We start from the raw sequence: 15,908 nt of genomic DNA on the forward strand, positions 1-15,908 counted from the left end.
AGGGACTGAGGTTCTGAGGTGCAAAGGGACAAAGGTTTTTTGTACAGGCGTACTTGTAGTACATCTTTTTTATGCCGATTTTATCCATCATAAAAAATAATGTAATTGTTGTAACACAGAGGCAAATAGCAACATTGCGTCTTTTTTATGCAAATATACAGGAAACCTTTGTCCCTTTGCACCTCAGAACCTTTGTCCCTTAAAACAAGCAAACTTCTACAAATTAATTGCTTTTCGTTGTGCATTACTTGCAATTGCGGCTTCAATAATCTGCATTACTTTTACGCCGTCCTGGGCTGTTACAGGTTCTGGCTTGTTGTTTGTAATAGAATCGTAAACGCCATCAAAAAATGAAAAATAATTTCCCTGAAGTGTTGGTATTCTTTCACGAACTAATTCTCCGTTAATTTCTGTGTGCAAAAGTCCCTGAAAGATTTCCGGTTCTGTTCCCCAGGATTCTAGATTTGGCTTTTTGCCGAGTTTCAATTCATCTTCCTGAACATCGCCGCGAGGTTTTAAGAAAGATCCTTTTTTACCGTGAATCGTATATGCAGGATTTGCTTCTCTCACAAAAAAACTGGCTTTTAAACGTACTCTGAAATCTTCATAAATTAATAATAAATCGATCCAGTCATCGACTAAAGAATTTTCTCTGGTGAAACGGATATCTGCAAAAACCGATTTTGGGGAACCAAACAAACAAACGGCCTGATCGATTAAATGCGGACCTAAATCTTTCAGGATTCCGGCACCATCATTTATGGTTTCTTTATGTGCTTTCGGGCTCAATAACGGATTGTATCTATCGAAATGAAATTCGGCTTCGACCAAATCTCCTAAAGTTCCTTCTTTGATTATTTTTTGAATGGTTTTAAAATCACTGTCCCATCTTCTGTTTTGAAAAACGGCTAATTTTAATCCTTTTTCTTTAGCAATTTTGGCTAATTCTTCGGCTTCGGCAACGGTTGTGGTAAAAGCTTTTTCGACAACGGCATGTTTGCCTCCTAAAAGTACTTTTTTTGCGTATTCGTAATGTGTGCCAACGGGCGTGTTTACAATTACTAATTCTACATCGTCTGCTAATAATTCGTCGATTGTAGGATAACTTTTTACGGTTGGATAATCTTCCTGAATTAGTTTTTTGCTTCTTTCCCAAGAACCTAATAATTCAAATCCTTCGTGAATGTCTAAAAATGGAGCGTGAAAAACTTTCCCCGACATTCCGTATGATAATAGTGCTGTTTTTATTTTTTTCATCTTTTATTTTTTATTTTTTGCCACAAATCATTTTGATTAAAATGATTTTTTTTAAGGTTTGCCACGAATTGCACGAATTTACACAAATCAGTACGCTTAAAATTAATTCGTGTAAATTCGTGCAATTCGTGGCGAAAAATAATCCTTTTAATCTGTGGCTATATTTCCTTAAATTTTAGCTCTTACATATTGGTTTGGCCATTGGGTTTCGTCGTTTAAGTCTTTGGCGAAATCTAAAGGCAAATTCGAGTTTCTTAAAGATTCTCTGGCGAACAAAATTAAATCGGCCTGACCTTTTTCTAAAATTTCTTCGGCTTGTTTTGCCTCGGTAATTAAACCAACTGCGCCTGTTAAAACCGAAGCTTCTTTTTTGATTTTCTCTGCAAACTGAACCTGATAACCTGGTTTTAATTCAATTTTTTGATGTGAAACCAATCCGCCGGATGAAACGTCGATTAAGTCAACTCCTTTTTCTTTTAAAATTGCCGAAAGTTTCACAGATTCTTCAGGATTCCATCCGCCTTCTGCCCAATCTGTTGCTGAAAGTCGAACGATTAAAGGCAAATCTGAAGGCCATTCTGATTGAACTGCTTCTACAACTTCTAATGTAAAACGGATTCTGTTTTCAAAACTTCCTCCATATTCGTCTGTTCTTGTATTTGTTAAAGGCGATAAAAACTGGTGTAATAAATAGCCGTGTGCTCCGTGAATTTCTACAACCTTATAACCCGCTTCTACAACTCTTTTTGTGGCTGTTTTAAAATCTGAAATCACTTTCTGGATTCCGTTTTTGTCTAAAGCTTCCGGAAGAAACGGCTCGTTATCGTGATATGCGATTGCACTTGGCGCAACGGTTTGCCATCCGCCCTGAGCGAAATCTAATTTTTTATTTCCTTCCCACGGAATCGAAACACTTGCTTTTCGACCTGCATGCGCCAATTGAATTCCGGGAATGGAGTTTTGTGAAACGATAAATTCGTTGATCGTTTTTAGTTTTTGAATGTGTTCGTCTTTCCAGATTCCAAGATCTGAAGGCGAAATTCTGGCTTCGGGCGAAACCGCTGTGGCTTCCTGAATGATTAATCCGGCGCCTCCGCTTGCACGGCTTCCTAAATGAACCAAATGCCAATCGTTTGCAAATCCGTCAACGGCAGAATACTGGCACATTGGCGAAATAACGATTCTGTTTTTGAAGGTAATTTTTTTTATAGTAAGAGGAGAAAATAATAATGAGGCCATAAATGTAACGTTAAACAGGTTTAAGCTACCTATTGAGTACGATAGCGTTGAAAAAGTAAAGTTAAGGCTTCTAACTAAAACTAGAAATCTAAATGTTTATTAATTAACAAACATTTAAAACCTTATGTATTATCTTGCACTATCAAATTAAAATAGAAACGTTACTTTTGTGCGTTAAATTACGAACTAAAAATACAAAATGGATATAGTTATCAAACTCTCTCAATTTCTATTGAGTTTATCTTTACTTATTATTCTTCACGAATTAGGACATTTTATTCCTGCTAAATTATTTAAAACAAGAGTCGAAAAATTCTACTTATTTTTTGATGTTAAATATTCTCTGTTAAAAAAGAAAATCGGTGAAACTGAATACGGAATTGGATGGCTGCCTTTGGGAGGTTATGTGAAAATTTCAGGAATGATTGACGAAAGTATGGACAAGGAACAACTGGCTTTGCCACCTCAACCTTGGGAATTTCGTACCAAACCGGCATGGCAACGTTTAATCATCATGTTGGGCGGTGTAACGGTAAACTTTATTCTGGCTTTTATTATATATATAGGAATGGCGTTTGCTTACGGCGATACTTATGTAGCCAATGCTGACTTGAAAGATGGTGTTTATATCGAAAATCCTGTTATGCTTAAAGCCGGATTTAGAACTGGTGATAAAATCATTTCTATTGATGGTAAAAAAGTAGAGAATTTCGACAATGATATGAACATGAATGTGATCATGTCTAAACATATTTTAATTGAAAGAAACGGACAACAACAAACCATCGATATTCCGAAGGATTTTGTTGACCAGTTATCTAAACATGAAAAAGGATTTCTTGTAGGGATCAGAATGCCTTTTGTTGTGGGTAAAATTTCAGAAGAATCTACAAATACAGCTTTAAAACCAAAAGATTTAATTTTGAGCCTTAATGGTCAGAAAATAAAATATTTTGATGAAGCAAAAGTTATTTTAGATGCCCATAAAGGAAAAACTATTCCTGCAGTTGTATTGCGTGACCTAAAAGAAACTCCTATTACTGTAAACGTTTCTAAAGACGGAAAACTGGGTATTGCTGTTGGTGGTTTAGACGTTAAATCTTTAGACAAATTAGGATACTATAAAATAAGCACAAAAGAATATACTTTCTTCGAATCTATTCCGGTTGGATTAGAAAAAGGAAAAGACCAATTAGTAGGTTACGGAAAACAATTGAAAATGATCTTTAATCCGGAAACAAAAGCATACAAACAAGTAGGTGGTTTTGCGGCGATTTTTAACATTTTTCCGAACACTTGGAGCTGGGAAACATTCTGGTCGATCACGGCTTTATTATCAATTATGCTTGGAGTTATGAATTTATTGCCAATTCCGGCGCTAGATGGTGGTCATGTTATGTTTTTATTATACGAAATAATTAGTGGCCGTAAACCAAGCGATAAATTCTTAGAGAACGCACAAATGGTTGGTTTCGTTCTACTTATAACACTGCTTTTGTTTGCTAACGGAAACGATATTTACAAGGCAATTGTAGGCAGGTAAAAATATTTAATAAAAAGTGTGAAAATATTTTTGGGAAATTAAAAATTCGACTATATTTGCACTCGCTAAAAAGAGCAACAACTTCCTCCTTAGCTCAGTTGGTTAGAGCATCTGACTGTTAATCAGAGGGTCCTTGGTTCGAGCCCAAGAGGGGGAGCAACTTTTTTTAGCAAACATATTTACCTTTAAGGTGATTCCTCCTTAGCTCAGTTGGTTAGAGCATCTGACTGTTAATCAGAGGGTCCTTGGTTCGAGCCCAAGAGGGGGAGCTTAAAAAAAGACGATCAAATGATCGTCTTTTTTTGTTTATACTGGTTTGTCATTTCGACTGAAAGGAGAAATCGCACTAGAAACTCTACAAAGATTGGTTATTTTGCTTGCAAATGATGGATTAAAATCCATCCCTACAATATAATCTGTTCCTCCGCAACTCTTAATCGATAATCTGTGTCATTCCGAGGAACGAGGAATCTCCGCAAGGAACTCTACAAAGATTGGCGATTATGATTACGGAGCTTCTAGTGTGATTTCTCCCTCCGGTCGAAATGACAAAAAAAGTTAACCCACAGTCTGTGTCATTTCGAGGAACGAGAAATCTTCGCAAGAAACTCGACAAAAACAAGCAAATTTCAAATACAACACAAAAAGTAAAACTTGCATTAAACCAAATGGAAAAAAGTAATAATTACCTGTGCGAAAAATTGTATTTTTGTTTAATACAATCGCAATTAACCAAAGCCACAAACACACAAAATTTGTATCACACAAATACAACCCCGTATTTTACGGCACCAATAATTTTCTCAGGAATTTTAAATATCTTTGAATTATGAGCACACTAGCAAAACCAAACCATATAGGGCGAAAAATTAGCCGCATTCGTGAACTTCGAGATATGAAACAAGAAGCATTAGCGCAAGCTTTAGGAACTAACCAACAGGCTATTTCTGCTATTGAAAACAGTGAAACTATAGATGAAGAAAAACTTAAAGCAATTGCTGAAGTTTTAGGCGTGTCTGTTGAAGGAATTAAAAATTTCTCTGAAGAAGCGGTTTTAAATATTATTGGAAATACAATTAATAATCATGACAATGCTTCTTCATTTAATTATGGTTGTACTTTTAATCCTCTTGATAAAGTTGTTGAACTTTATGAGCGTTTAGTTTTGGCTGAAAAAGAGAAAGTTGAATATTTAGAGAAGTTGTTGAAAGGGAAGTGAATTTTTTGAAAACCTATCATTAAATAAGAAAAAGATCTACCAAAATATATCTTTCTTATTAACATGATTTTTAGTTCTTTAGAAAGATTTTAAACCCTGAAACAAATAAAACTGATAAATATTTTATCCACTTATTATTGTCCAAAATCACTGCCAAATAATTTATTTTTAGGAGACAAAATTAAAATTGAATTCTCCTCAATATATTTTGGATCTACATGATCAATATCTCCAAATTTATCAGCCGTTAAAGTTCCTTCTTCATTTATTGTTGTGATGTATTGTATTTTTTTTCCAACATTTACAAAACCGTCAATAAATTCACAAACAGAAACAAAATGAGCTTTATCAACACCATCAAAAATACCATCATGAATTAAAAATCGCGGAAAGTTTTCTGTATTGATGATATTTGATATTAAAATTGACAAGTCATAAATTAAAGTTCTACCTTGGTTTTTCCCTTTTCCAAACATATCAGGTAAAGATATATCAATTTCGATTAAACTATCTTTCTTTAAATTTTGTGTAATGGAAAAACGAGAAAACTCATTATTACCTATATAAATTGCATTATATACATCATTAAAATTTTTATAAAAATCTGCAATAAGATTACTAATTGAATCTATATAATTTAATGATTCATTTTTTAGCTTATTAATTTCGGTTTCTATCTCGTTGAGCTCTCTTGTTAAATCAAATAAAACTTTCGTATTTGATTCTAATTCCGATAGTTTTGTTTTTTTATCACTTAAATTAAAAAAAGCTTCTGTTAAATCAGAAATAGCTTCTTTTGCTGATAAAAAATAAAACAGTTTTGTTCTTTTTTCCTCTAATTCTTTTAAAATCTCTTCTCTTTCTTTGATAAATTTTTTCAATCTATCAATTTCATTACTAATAAATTCTTTTCTTGAATTTGACAATTCATTTCTAAAGGCAATAGCTTCTTGTATTGTTTTCTTTATCTTAATAGACAAGTCTTCGGAAACTTGCTTATACATTGAAGTAATCCTTCTTATATTAACCTTTTCCGGCAATAAAAAGCTCTCTTCATAGGATTTAATCTTTTCCCTATCAACGAAACTTTGATACAAATTGCTCTTAATCGATTCAGTAAGTTTGTTTGCTTCAGTTTCAGCATCACTATATTGTTCGCCTAATTCAAACCTACTAATTGCTATTTCTAATTTATCAATTTCAACTTTAAGCCTATTTATTTCATTCTGAGTATCTTTAAGATTTTTTAAATCATATTTTTCTTCTGCATATCTTTTAATTTCAATTAAAGAGGTTTCCAATCCTTTTTGATCTGTTCTATATTTAAATAATTTAAAAGGTATCGAATTGTCTAAACCCAATAAATAAAAATGAAATATGTTTAATTGTACTTCTGATAGTTCTGAAATATATTTGATTGGATCTAAAAACTTAGCTTGTTTAAATTTTTGAATTTTTATATAAAAAGATATTAGTTGTCTAAACCATTTAATATTAAACTTACCAGGATAATTTTTTGTTTTAAAAATTAATACCGAAAAAACCTCTTTTAAATTATCAATTGAATATATCTTAATTTCATCACCAAATTTGCCAAATTCTGCTATGTTTGGATTTTCAACATTCCTCTTGACAATATATTTAATTTCATTAATAGAAAACTCCAAAACAATATCAAAACCAAGCATTAAATGTTTTGCTGCAAATAACCTAGGATTATGATTTTTTTGGTAAGAAGATAACAAGCAAAAATCTATTAAATCTAAAAAAGTAGATTTCCCAATACTATTTAAAGAATCCTTAGGACTTTGCTCTTCTTTTTGACCATAAATGATATTTAGTCCATTCCTGAACTCAGTCGTTGGAAAAAGGCCTTCTGGCTCAGAATAAATTTTTTCTAAATACATTTAGTGACTTTGTTATCTGTAAAAGTTATTGCTTCAATTAACCATAAAAAAGTTAAAGCATCAAATAAATATTCTAAGGTGACATTTTTCTCGTTTTTTAATTTCTGAAAAATTTCCTCAGGAGTGTAACTGTCTTTCTTTAAAAAATACAGAATATCAGCTCCTAACACTAAAATGTTATTGCTTAAATCTTGATGTTTAGTTGGTAATAACATAATTATAAATCTGCAAAAAGATCCAGTTGCTCATTTGATTCATCTACTGTTTTTTCAAATATAGTACAATCATCAAAGAAAAAAAGTACAATTGATTGGGCAATACTCACATAAGTAGGATTTTTTATACTACTTGGAGGCATAAATATATCTGCTAAATTTTTCAAAATTTCTATTGGTTTCATTTCAGATCGTTTCAAATCAAAATATTTACTTGAAACATAGAAATGAATCGATTGTTGATCATCTTCATTTAGAGCCTGAAAAGATTTTTCAACACTATGTATTTTAGAATATAAATTAGTAAAATATTGTTTTACCTCAACAATTTCATCTTTTTCACAAAAATTAATACTAATCTTTTTTACTATATGTATAAGCCTATCTGATGTAAATGCTTTTTTGCTTTCATCTAAATCTAGACATTTTGCTTCTTTAATTACAAAATCAAATATTTCATTTATTACTCCAAGTTCAACTTCTTGGTTAATTGCCTGCATTTGAAATATATTATTAACATCTCTATTTGCAACAATATTATTTCTGCCTGTAACAGAGTTCTTTTTCATCTCTTAATATTAGAATCTCTTCCTGAAACAACATTATCGTTTCCTTTTATTGTATTGTTCTTTTCCTTTTTGCTTTTCTTCATATTTATACTTTTATCAATTTTGTTTACTTTATTGTAAACTAAAATCGATACTATAAATGACAGTATAGTTGCAAATGCCGCGATAATATTAAGTATATCCATTTATAAAAATAATTTATTTATAACTCATTTAACAAAATGTAAAATTTCCTTAATTACTCAAATGTATTAGCAATTAAAAAACAATAAATATAGGTTTTTTTGTGCAAAAAACATTGTATCTATTTTGTAAAAAAAAAGCGCCACAATTACTTGTGGCGCTTTTTCATATCATTAAAGAAAAAATCTATTTTAAACCCCTAACTTCTTAGCAATTTCAGTAGGAATTCCACCTTTATTTACCATTAAAGCAGTCGTTTTATATTTTACGAAATTTTTGGTTACAAACAAGAAACCTTTGTAGTCGTTTGTTTCTCCCCACGAATTTTTTACGATGTAATATTCTCTTCCCGTTTGATCTTTTGCAAGACCAATAATGTGCATTCCGTGGTCGTCTGTAGTTGTGTAATTGTCAAACGCAGCCTGACGCATTTCTGGCGTAATTTCCGGTTCTGGTTTTGGTCCGTTAAACATGTCTGCTTTTTCTTCAGCTGTCATGTCGTCGAATTTTTTTGTTGGAACATAAGCTACACCATTTTTCCAGCTAAAGCTTTTTTCACTTACGTCTGTCGCCCACGCTACAGTATATCCTTTTTTCAAAGCATTGTCGATAACATCTGTCATGTCGTTTACTTTTACATTGTAAACCTGATCAAACGACCAGTTGTCCGGAACCATCATGGTTGTTTTTTGGTAATAAGGCGATGTTGTAAACGATGACATTTCGATATAATCGTCAGGATTAATTCCTACTACTTCTTTAGCAAACGATTGTGGCGTGTAATTTTTTCCTTTGTATGTAAAGTTTTCCGGCACTTTTCCTAAATACGAATCGATAACGGCAGCATACGCTTTTTGCCAGTTTGGCGTTAATTCTCCATTTGGGTTTTTAACCACAGCAGCCAAAACACCTTCGATAAGCGCTGACATTTCGCCAAATTTATTTTTATCAGTTCCGTAGTTTAATCCTGTGTAAACTTCTCTTGGTACAGTTCCGTATTTTTTATACATATTAATTACGTCATGCAGCGCACCTCCGTCACCCAAAGTAACAGCGCCATGCATACGCACATAATTAATTCCTTTTTCTACATAAACGTTTCTTGCTGAGTAAATCTGAGATAATTCTACAGGCTGTTTTCCTAAACGAATCATTTCTGACTCTAAAAATGAGTTTGTAGAATAACTCCAACATGTTCCGGAAGAACCTTGTGTTTTTACCGAAGTTGTACCAAGGTTTATTTGCTCTGTGAATTTAAAGTTCTCTTTACTTTTATCACTTGCATTCAGCTTTAGCGAATTCACTAAAATGTCCTGTGCGAAACAGCCGCTAACACCAACCAAAAAAGCAGATGCAACGAAAACTGATTTCATCGTAATTTTATACATAATCAATGATTTAAATAGTTGACTAATTAGTAGCCGCTCCTTTATATTTGTTACAAATCAATTAAATAATAAATAAAAATACTAACTATTTGCCGTTAATAATTACATAATGTTTTTATTAATCGATATAACCTTACAAAATATGCAATACTTTATTAATATCTGTAACGAAAATTCAATCGTGAATCATTATTTGCCAAATAAGTATTATTTTGGTTGCTTAAATGCCACACAATCCATCTGAAATGTACGAACTTCAAAAAGAGAAATACTTAGGCAATACCAAAAGTATCTTTAACAATACGCAGGGAATTGCTGTTGTAGAAACGGAGTATCACAATAAGGTTTACGAAGGCTGGCATTCGCACAATAATGCGCATATTACACTTTTTTTGAAAGGCGGAACTTCTGAGAAACGAAAAAACTTTAGCGAAGTTGTTGGTCCGGGTTCGTTATTATTTTACCATAGTGATGAATTGCACCTAAATCACAATACGCTTTTTCCATCTAAAAATATCAATATCGAAATTGAGGAAAACTTGCTGAAAGAACTTCAGATTAGTGAAGCTGTTATCGAAAAATCGATTCAAAATGCAACACTTACGAAATTTTTAATCCTGAAAATTTTTAAGGAAAGTTTGGTTGCCGATGCTTTTTCGGGCGATACAATCAATATGTTATTTGCTCAATTATCGAACACAAACAGTCATTTAGAACGATTTGAAAAGAGTCCGTTTTGGGTAAAAAGTTTAAACGAATTATTGAATGATTGTTGGAATGAAAACCCGAATTTGCAGGATTTGGCACAGGTTTTAAACCTAAATCCGATTACAATATCAAAGCATTTTCCCAAATATTTCGGTTGTACTTTGGGCGAATATATGCGCCGAATCAAAATAAATCGTTCGCTTTCGCTAATAGAATCCAACAAAAGTAATTTGACAGAAATTGGGTTTCAGTGTGGTTTTGCAGATCAGAGTCATTTTATCAGAACTTTTAAAAATCAAACCGGATTTTTACCTAAACAATTTCAAAAATTATAAGACAGGCAAATTTCATTCTATTTTTTGGTTTTGCGACAACCTAAATTTGTTTCAGATTAATACTTAAACAAAATCAAAATGGAAGTCCTGACTACAAAACAAAAAATATTTAATTCCCCAGTAATCAAAATTCTTCTTGCCTTACTGGTTTTTATGGCTGTTGTTATTATCGGACAGCAAATTGCTTCAAAATTACTTGCCTTAACATCTCTTGATAAAGATTACAGAAATCTTCTAAAAGGTTTTTTTGTTTCGGCATCCTGCATTTTGAGCTACATTGTTTTCTTTAAAAAGTATGATAAAAGAGTGGTAACAGAATTTGCCACAAAAGGACTTGTTAAAAATCTTTTCATCGGGGCTGCGATTGGTTTTGTTTTGCAATCCTTAACAATTTTAGTAATTTACCTTAACGGAAGTTATAGTGTTGTAAAAATCAATCCCATTTCATTTATCCTGATACCATTTGCTATTATGTTTACGGTAGCCATTATCGAAGAAATTTTGGTACGCGGTATTATATTTAGAATTATGGAGGAAAAACTGGGAAGCTATATTGCGCTGACTTTTTCTGCAGTTCTGTTTGGAGTTCTTCATTTGGCAAATCCTAACGGCACTTTAATTTCGGGAATATGCATCACTACAGCAGGCTTTTTATTTGGAGCTATTTTTATTTATAGCCGTAATTTATGGATTCCGATTGCTTTGCATTTTGCATGGAATTTTACACAATCAGGAATTTTTGGAGCTATCACATCTGGAAACGAAAAAACAAATAGCTTAATAGAAGCCAAAATACAAGGTCCGGAGTTTATTACCGGTGGAGCATTTGGTCCTGAAGGATCGATACAAGCAATTATTTTTTGTGCATTTGCAACCGTTTTATTATTGGTTTTGATTCATAAAGAAAATAAAATCATTAAACCATATTGGAAAAACGATAAAAAAGTTTTAGCTGCCAATTTCACGAATTAACACAAATCAGTTCGAATTCCCGATACCAATTATCGGGAATTTTTATTTTATTTTTCACAATTAATAATTATCTCATCCAATTACTTCCAAATACAATATAATACGCCCATTCTTCGGGACCTTTTGCAACATCGACACCCATTCTTAATTTGAATTTTCGGGCTAATAAATACCTGAAACCGGTTCCGTAACTGTAAACTACAGGTTTGGCAAAAGCTTTGTCCCAATCGTTAAATGCACTTGCTAAGCCGCCGTAACCCATAAGACTCCATCTTCTGTATAAATCCCATCGCAATTCAGCTTCGGTAACGATGCTTGTTTTTCCCTGATATCTTGCTGCGGGAATTCCTCTTAAGTTGATTCCCGGCAAAAGATAAAAAGGCGGACTCCCAAACGCCTGCTCTCCTTCTACCCTAAGCCCGCCAATTAATTTTTTTGTTAAGGGATAAAATCCTATTGCCGATAAATTGACGCGCCAGGCATCATAATCGCTCCCAATTGCATTATCTGACCAAAAAAAGTCTGACTGAAGCCGTATTCCTTTATCTGGTGTAAATATATTGTCGCGCCCGTCAAACTGAATTGCAGCTCCTAGCTGACTTATGGTGCTTTTAATATCTTTTGGCTGTACAAATGGCGGCGGAAGATCAACATCGGGCAGGTTTATTTTTGAGTTTAAAAAGAGATATTGTGGGCCTGCGCTCCATTTTGCATTTCGAAATTGTTTGAGCCATTGTGTATAAAAAATAGTCGATCTAAAATTGAGTTTAAATTCCTGATCTTTTGCGTTTGGGATATTATTGGCGTAAAATGATAAATTCATATCGCCATAACCAGCCATAACACGGTATAAAATTCTGGAATCCACTAAGGTTCCAGACCGAAAAGCACCAGCCATCCAGCTTTTATTTTCGGTATACATACCAATTCCTCCCGTTATATCTGGATTTATAAAACGTTTTTTACCATTTTCATCTACAACCGGCGGACGTTTTTTAAGAAAAACCGGAACGATTGCGCCGCCAATTCCGCCCAAAGCAGGTTCTGTAATAACGGTTGGAATTACAATAAAACCGTGTGCATAAATGATATAATCGCTTAAATCGAAAGCTCCGTCAAGAGAATCTTTGGTCGTAATATGAATTTTTTGCGCTATTGTTGTTTGAAATGACAAAAAGAACACTACAAACATAAAAACTATTCTTTGAATTAATTTTTTGTTTTTTACGATAGAACCTGAAGATGCATTTCTCATTTAAACTAATTTAAGATTTATCTTATTCAGCAAAAACATCAATTTTGAAGTACTTCAAAAGCTAGTCTTTTATTTCTTTTGCAAGGCTAAACACATGTGCCAGCGTAAGGAAAAAGGTGTTTCCCTGAAAACGGTTTACGGCTTCAAATTCAGAAACCCAGCGTAATCCCGCAGAAGTTTTAGAACCTATATGAAAATAATTTACCTCAGCTCCAATTCCTGCAATTCTGTCTTTTGTAGGTTCAAGAACAAAATTACCAACCGGGATTTTATCGTTTGATACTTTACCTTGCAAATAATAAATTACGCCGGCATTTAATATTCCTTTTAGTCCTGTTTTTTCTGCATTCTTCAAATAAAAAGTTTTTCCCAAGCCTCCTTCAAAACTTAAAATGTCTCCGGTTTTTATATCAGTATCTTTCTTTTTACTGTTTATTTCATACGCCGCCAATACCGAAAAATGAAATGTTTTTTTATCGTTGAAGAATACGGTTGTTCCTGCTGAAAATTCATTCATAAACATACCTAAACCTGCATTGTCTGAAGCTCCTGCCGTAAATTTTCCGGTTGGGAGATATAATGAATAACCAACAACAAAATCGGCTCTTTTATTATGCCAGCCCAATTGTATGGGTTGTATAAACATATCTGTAAAGGCAAGTGAATTTTTGGCATCAATAGAATTTCCCTGAATGGTGTTAGATGCAAAAGCCAATAAAATAGTCGCGCCATAGTTAGCGCCCAAAATTTTAAAGTCGCTTACATACGAGGCTCCAACTCCTGTTATAAACATTGTAATATCAGGATTTCCTATTGATTTATCTCCGTTTTCATCGCGTAAAGAACCAGCATCATAAAGATAACCCGGTACATATACGCTTAAAGTATTGGCCGGCGTTTGCGTTCCTGATTGTAAACCCATTGCGCCTAATATGTGTCCTCCTTTTAGCTGAGCATTACTAAAAAAGGAAAGAAATAAAAACAATGTTGTTGTTATTAATCTTATGGTTTGTTTTGGTGTACTATATTCGATTTTCATAACTATATTTTAAAAATTGCGATTTCGCAATTACTATTGACATTTGATTTTTTTTGGTTTTGACTTATTTTAAACCGTAAGTGTTGGTTTGTTTGAATTGATCCGAATTACTTTAAAATATTCTGAAGGTGATTTTCCGGTGTGTTTTATAAAAGCTCTAAAACAAGTGGTTCGTGATTTAAATCCGGATCCCCATGCCATTCCTTCAAGCGACAGATCTTTCCATTTTGGATCGTTTATTTTGTCTTTAAAATATTCTATCCTTTTTAAATTCACATAATCCTGAAAATGAAGGTTAAATTCTGAGTTGATTAAATTAGAAAGATGATGTACTGATATTCCTGTTTCTTCTGATAAATCACGAATTACAAAATCCTTCTTCAAAAAAAGTTTTTTGGTTATAAAAACAACTTCCAGTTTGGCGAGATATTCTTGTTTTTTATCTGGTGTTAATTCTTTAACGATGGGCAGAATATTTCTGGTTTCTTTTGTTTTTATAACTATAGAATCTTCTTCTATATCTGAAACATTAATAGTGGTTTCTACCGGATCATAAAAAAGTTGTGGTTTAAAATACAGCCATGCTACCGTAAAAATCAAAACTGAAGAAATCATAATATAACAGGAGAAATCGAGCGTATCTAATCCGTTCGTTAAAAAATAATGCACGAAAAGGGTCGAAAACAAAAACAAAATCACCAGGTTATAAATTCTTATCCAGCCTAAAATTTTTATTTTATGAAATTGATTTCCTTTGATTTTTTTTATGTCATAATTTAAAACCATCATTGTTTGGCAAAAAGCATATATTAACCAAACACTTAAACTTAACATAGAAAAAGGGTTATTGATTTTTACTGAAAGGTAATCGAAGAATCGAAAATCAGTAAAATTTCCAATCCAGGCCATAAAGGTTAAACTAAAGTATATCGCAAAGGGTACGAAATGCAGGTAGTCATGCTTTTTAAATGTTTTATCTTCAAACAAAACTTTTCTCACGTATAAAAAAGCGCTGGGAGCTACCAGAAAAATAAAAGACTTTGTTACGATAAACATATCGGGAAAATTTTTTAAAATGTTTGCCGACAAATAAAAATTGTAAATGCTTACAACGGTCAGACTAAACAGGAATAATCCTAAAAAAAAGCATTTTGAAAATTTTTTTTTTGAAAAGAGAACCATAAAAGATGTTGCTAAACCAATAAAGGTTGCAATAAAAAAGAATAGGGAAAGTATTATATCTATCATGGTTTTTGGTTTAATTATTTTAAACGGATTCTCTTTTCAAATAATTTGAAAATGGGGATGTCAGAATTGTATAAAGGCTTATACTTATCCGTAAAACGGATAAGTACAAATGCCTTCATTGAAAGTTTATGGCTTTTTCTTTTTGTACGAGGCTATTTTTTTTCTAAGCCAGGAGGGAAACCTTCAAGTATTTTTTTAATTGAATTGGCAATAAATTCTTCAGGATTGTCCGGTTTGCTGTCAATTTGTGCATTACCGATTCCTTGCCAAACTAATTTTTGTGATTTTGTAGATACAATATCAATTACCAATGAACCATCAACATAGTCATAAGTATTAAATGTTGTTGTAGCGCCGCCCATCATTGCGCCGCCGCCCCAATATCCGTATGGACGATACATTCCTCCATAACCATAAAAATCAGAGTTTGCGGTTACTGACTGCTTATTTTTTAAAATAGATACAGCATTTACTTTTAAGTCAGGATTACTTGATTCTGTAAAGCCTTTGGCAATCATTTCTGATCGAATTGCTTTTGTAACCCGTTCAACATTTAATTGATTAACCTGCCCTTCCTGTGCTTTTAAATCATAAACAGCAAAGGTTTTGAATTCACTAAAATTGGCTGAATGGTCATAATCACTAGTAACTTTCACAGTAGGAGAACAGCTGTAAATAAAGCCCAGAAATAATAGTGGGATTATGCGAAGAGTGTTTCTTTTCTTGTTCATTTTGCGATGTTTAAATTATTATTAATAGAGTGAAACTTCAACTTATTAAAAAATAAATTTCTTCAAAATTGGCATGAACTGAGGAAAATAATTCCACTAG

Annotated in this window: 15 protein-coding genes and 2 tRNA genes; 6 read left to right on the forward strand and 11 right to left on the reverse strand. The window is 32.7% G+C overall.

From position 1 onward, the window contains the following. Nucleotides 1-216: 216 nt before the first annotated feature. A complete protein-coding gene (locus GKZ86_RS12350) occupies nt 217-1,257 on the reverse strand; it encodes a Gfo/Idh/MocA family oxidoreductase (RefSeq protein WP_154783420.1) in 1,041 nt (346 codons plus the stop codon). A 168-nt stretch (nt 1,258-1,425) separates the two neighbouring features. Then, a complete protein-coding gene (locus tag GKZ86_RS12355; RefSeq protein ID WP_154783421.1) occupies nt 1,426-2,496 on the reverse strand; it encodes an NADH:flavin oxidoreductase/NADH oxidase in 1,071 nt (356 codons plus the stop codon). A 199-nt stretch (nt 2,497-2,695) separates the two neighbouring features. Here GKZ86_RS12355 and rseP point away from each other — a divergent pair, with 199 nt between their 5' ends. The 4 genes from rseP to GKZ86_RS12375 all read left to right on the forward strand — a co-directional run bounded on the left by rseP (nt 2,696) and on the right by GKZ86_RS12375 (nt 5,258). After that, nucleotides 2,696-4,039 (forward strand): RIP metalloprotease RseP, encoded by a 1,344-nt coding sequence (gene rseP / locus GKZ86_RS12360; RefSeq protein ID WP_154783422.1) that lies wholly within the window; start codon nt 2,696-2,698, stop codon nt 4,037-4,039. Between the two features lie 83 nt (nt 4,040-4,122). Next, a tRNA-Asn gene (locus GKZ86_RS12365) sits at nt 4,123-4,196 on the forward strand. Nucleotides 4,197-4,234: 38 nt separating this feature from the next. Further along, a tRNA-Asn gene (locus GKZ86_RS12370) sits at nt 4,235-4,308 on the forward strand. Nucleotides 4,309-4,868: 560 nt separating this feature from the next. Beyond that, nucleotides 4,869-5,258 carry a helix-turn-helix domain-containing protein gene (locus GKZ86_RS12375; protein ID WP_154783423.1) on the forward strand — a complete coding sequence of 130 codons (390 nt, stop codon included), beginning with the start codon at nt 4,869-4,871 and terminating at the stop codon, nt 5,256-5,258. 134 nt (nt 5,259-5,392) lie between these two features. Here GKZ86_RS12375 and GKZ86_RS12380 read toward each other — a convergent pair whose 3' ends face one another. From GKZ86_RS12380 to GKZ86_RS12400, 5 genes are all read right to left on the reverse strand, one after another. Next, nucleotides 5,393-7,165, reverse strand: a complete 1,773-nt coding sequence (locus tag GKZ86_RS12380; protein ID WP_154783424.1) for a DUF2326 domain-containing protein — start codon at nt 7,163-7,165, stop codon at nt 5,393-5,395. Further along, the gene (locus GKZ86_RS12385; protein ID WP_154783425.1) at nt 7,156-7,380 is read right to left on the reverse strand and encodes an ABC-three component system middle component 6; all 225 of its coding nucleotides are present in this window, start codon (nt 7,378-7,380) and stop codon (nt 7,156-7,158) included. Before GKZ86_RS12385 ends, GKZ86_RS12380 begins: the two co-directional genes overlap by 10 nt. A gap of 2 nt (nt 7,381-7,382) precedes the next feature. Then, the gene (locus tag GKZ86_RS12390; protein WP_154783426.1) at nt 7,383-7,949 is read right to left on the reverse strand and encodes a hypothetical protein; all 567 of its coding nucleotides are present in this window, start codon (nt 7,947-7,949) and stop codon (nt 7,383-7,385) included. After that, nucleotides 7,946-8,134: a hypothetical protein gene (locus GKZ86_RS12395; protein ID WP_154783427.1), complete on the reverse strand. Its 189-nt coding sequence runs from the start codon at nt 8,132-8,134 to the stop codon at nt 7,946-7,948. Before GKZ86_RS12395 ends, GKZ86_RS12390 begins: the two co-directional genes overlap by 4 nt. A gap of 189 nt (nt 8,135-8,323) precedes the next feature. Further along, nucleotides 8,324-9,520, reverse strand: coding sequence for an aminopeptidase C (locus tag GKZ86_RS12400; protein ID WP_154783428.1), 1,197 nt, complete (start codon nt 9,518-9,520; stop codon nt 8,324-8,326). 245 nt (nt 9,521-9,765) lie between these two features. On the opposite strand from GKZ86_RS12400, the gene GKZ86_RS12405 reads away from it, so the two are divergent. After that, complete coding sequence (locus GKZ86_RS12405) at nt 9,766-10,563, forward strand: AraC family transcriptional regulator (RefSeq protein ID WP_194632432.1); 798 nt, start codon at nt 9,766-9,768, stop codon at nt 10,561-10,563. Nucleotides 10,564-10,641: 78 nt separating this feature from the next. After that, entirely contained in the window at nt 10,642-11,535 is an 894-nt protein-coding gene (locus GKZ86_RS12410) for a CPBP family intramembrane glutamic endopeptidase (protein ID WP_154783430.1), read from the forward strand. 67 nt (nt 11,536-11,602) lie between these two features. On the opposite strand, the gene GKZ86_RS12415 is transcribed toward GKZ86_RS12410, so the two are convergent. The 4 genes from GKZ86_RS12415 to GKZ86_RS12430 form a co-directional block, all read right to left on the reverse strand. Next, complete coding sequence (locus GKZ86_RS12415; RefSeq protein WP_154783431.1) at nt 11,603-12,790, reverse strand: BamA/TamA family outer membrane protein; 1,188 nt, start codon at nt 12,788-12,790, stop codon at nt 11,603-11,605. Nucleotides 12,791-12,851: 61 nt separating this feature from the next. Next, nucleotides 12,852-13,829 (reverse strand): transporter, encoded by a 978-nt coding sequence (locus GKZ86_RS12420; protein WP_154783432.1) that lies wholly within the window; start codon nt 13,827-13,829, stop codon nt 12,852-12,854. A gap of 69 nt (nt 13,830-13,898) precedes the next feature. Next, entirely contained in the window at nt 13,899-14,738 is an 840-nt protein-coding gene (locus GKZ86_RS12425) for an AraC family transcriptional regulator (protein ID WP_230328247.1), read from the reverse strand. Between the two features lie 491 nt (nt 14,739-15,229). After that, nucleotides 15,230-15,808, reverse strand: coding sequence for a DUF4136 domain-containing protein (locus tag GKZ86_RS12430; protein WP_154783434.1), 579 nt, complete (start codon nt 15,806-15,808; stop codon nt 15,230-15,232). Nucleotides 15,809-15,908: the final 100 nt, after the last annotated feature.

It is taken from the genome of Flavobacterium sp. LC2016-13, from assembly GCF_009707955.1.
Taxonomy (GTDB): Bacteria; Bacteroidota; Bacteroidia; order Flavobacteriales; family Flavobacteriaceae; genus Flavobacterium.

What these genes read in the sequence shown, in the direction of transcription:
- GKZ86_RS12405 (WP_194632432.1), top strand. Translation starts at nt 9,766, where the DNA reads ATGTACGAACTTCAAAAAGAGAAATACTTAGGCAATACCAAAAGTATC.
- GKZ86_RS12400 (WP_154783428.1), bottom strand. Translation starts at nt 9,520, where the DNA reads ATGTATAAAATTACGATGAAATCAGTTTTCGTTGCATCTGCTTTTTTG.
- GKZ86_RS12410 (WP_154783430.1), top strand. Translation starts at nt 10,642, where the DNA reads ATGGAAGTCCTGACTACAAAACAAAAAATATTTAATTCCCCAGTAATC.
- GKZ86_RS12390 (WP_154783426.1), bottom strand. Translation starts at nt 7,949, where the DNA reads ATGAAAAAGAACTCTGTTACAGGCAGAAATAATATTGTTGCAAATAGA.
- GKZ86_RS12385 (WP_154783425.1), bottom strand. Translation starts at nt 7,380, where the DNA reads ATGTTATTACCAACTAAACATCAAGATTTAAGCAATAACATTTTAGTG.
- GKZ86_RS12420 (WP_154783432.1), bottom strand. Translation starts at nt 13,829, where the DNA reads ATGAAAATCGAATATAGTACACCAAAACAAACCATAAGATTAATAACA.
- GKZ86_RS12380 (WP_154783424.1), bottom strand. Translation starts at nt 7,165, where the DNA reads ATGTATTTAGAAAAAATTTATTCTGAGCCAGAAGGCCTTTTTCCAACG.
- GKZ86_RS12350 (WP_154783420.1), bottom strand. Translation starts at nt 1,257, where the DNA reads ATGAAAAAAATAAAAACAGCACTATTATCATACGGAATGTCGGGGAAA.
- GKZ86_RS12430 (WP_154783434.1), bottom strand. Translation starts at nt 15,808, where the DNA reads ATGAACAAGAAAAGAAACACTCTTCGCATAATCCCACTATTATTTCTG.
- GKZ86_RS12375 (WP_154783423.1), top strand. Translation starts at nt 4,869, where the DNA reads ATGAGCACACTAGCAAAACCAAACCATATAGGGCGAAAAATTAGCCGC.
- GKZ86_RS12355 (WP_154783421.1), bottom strand. Translation starts at nt 2,496, where the DNA reads ATGGCCTCATTATTATTTTCTCCTCTTACTATAAAAAAAATTACCTTC.
- GKZ86_RS12395 (WP_154783427.1), bottom strand. Translation starts at nt 8,134, where the DNA reads ATGGATATACTTAATATTATCGCGGCATTTGCAACTATACTGTCATTT.
- GKZ86_RS12415 (WP_154783431.1), bottom strand. Translation starts at nt 12,790, where the DNA reads ATGAGAAATGCATCTTCAGGTTCTATCGTAAAAAACAAAAAATTAATT.
- GKZ86_RS12425 (WP_230328247.1), bottom strand. Translation starts at nt 14,738, where the DNA reads ATGGCCTGGATTGGAAATTTTACTGATTTTCGATTCTTCGATTACCTT.
- rseP (WP_154783422.1), top strand. Translation starts at nt 2,696, where the DNA reads ATGGATATAGTTATCAAACTCTCTCAATTTCTATTGAGTTTATCTTTA.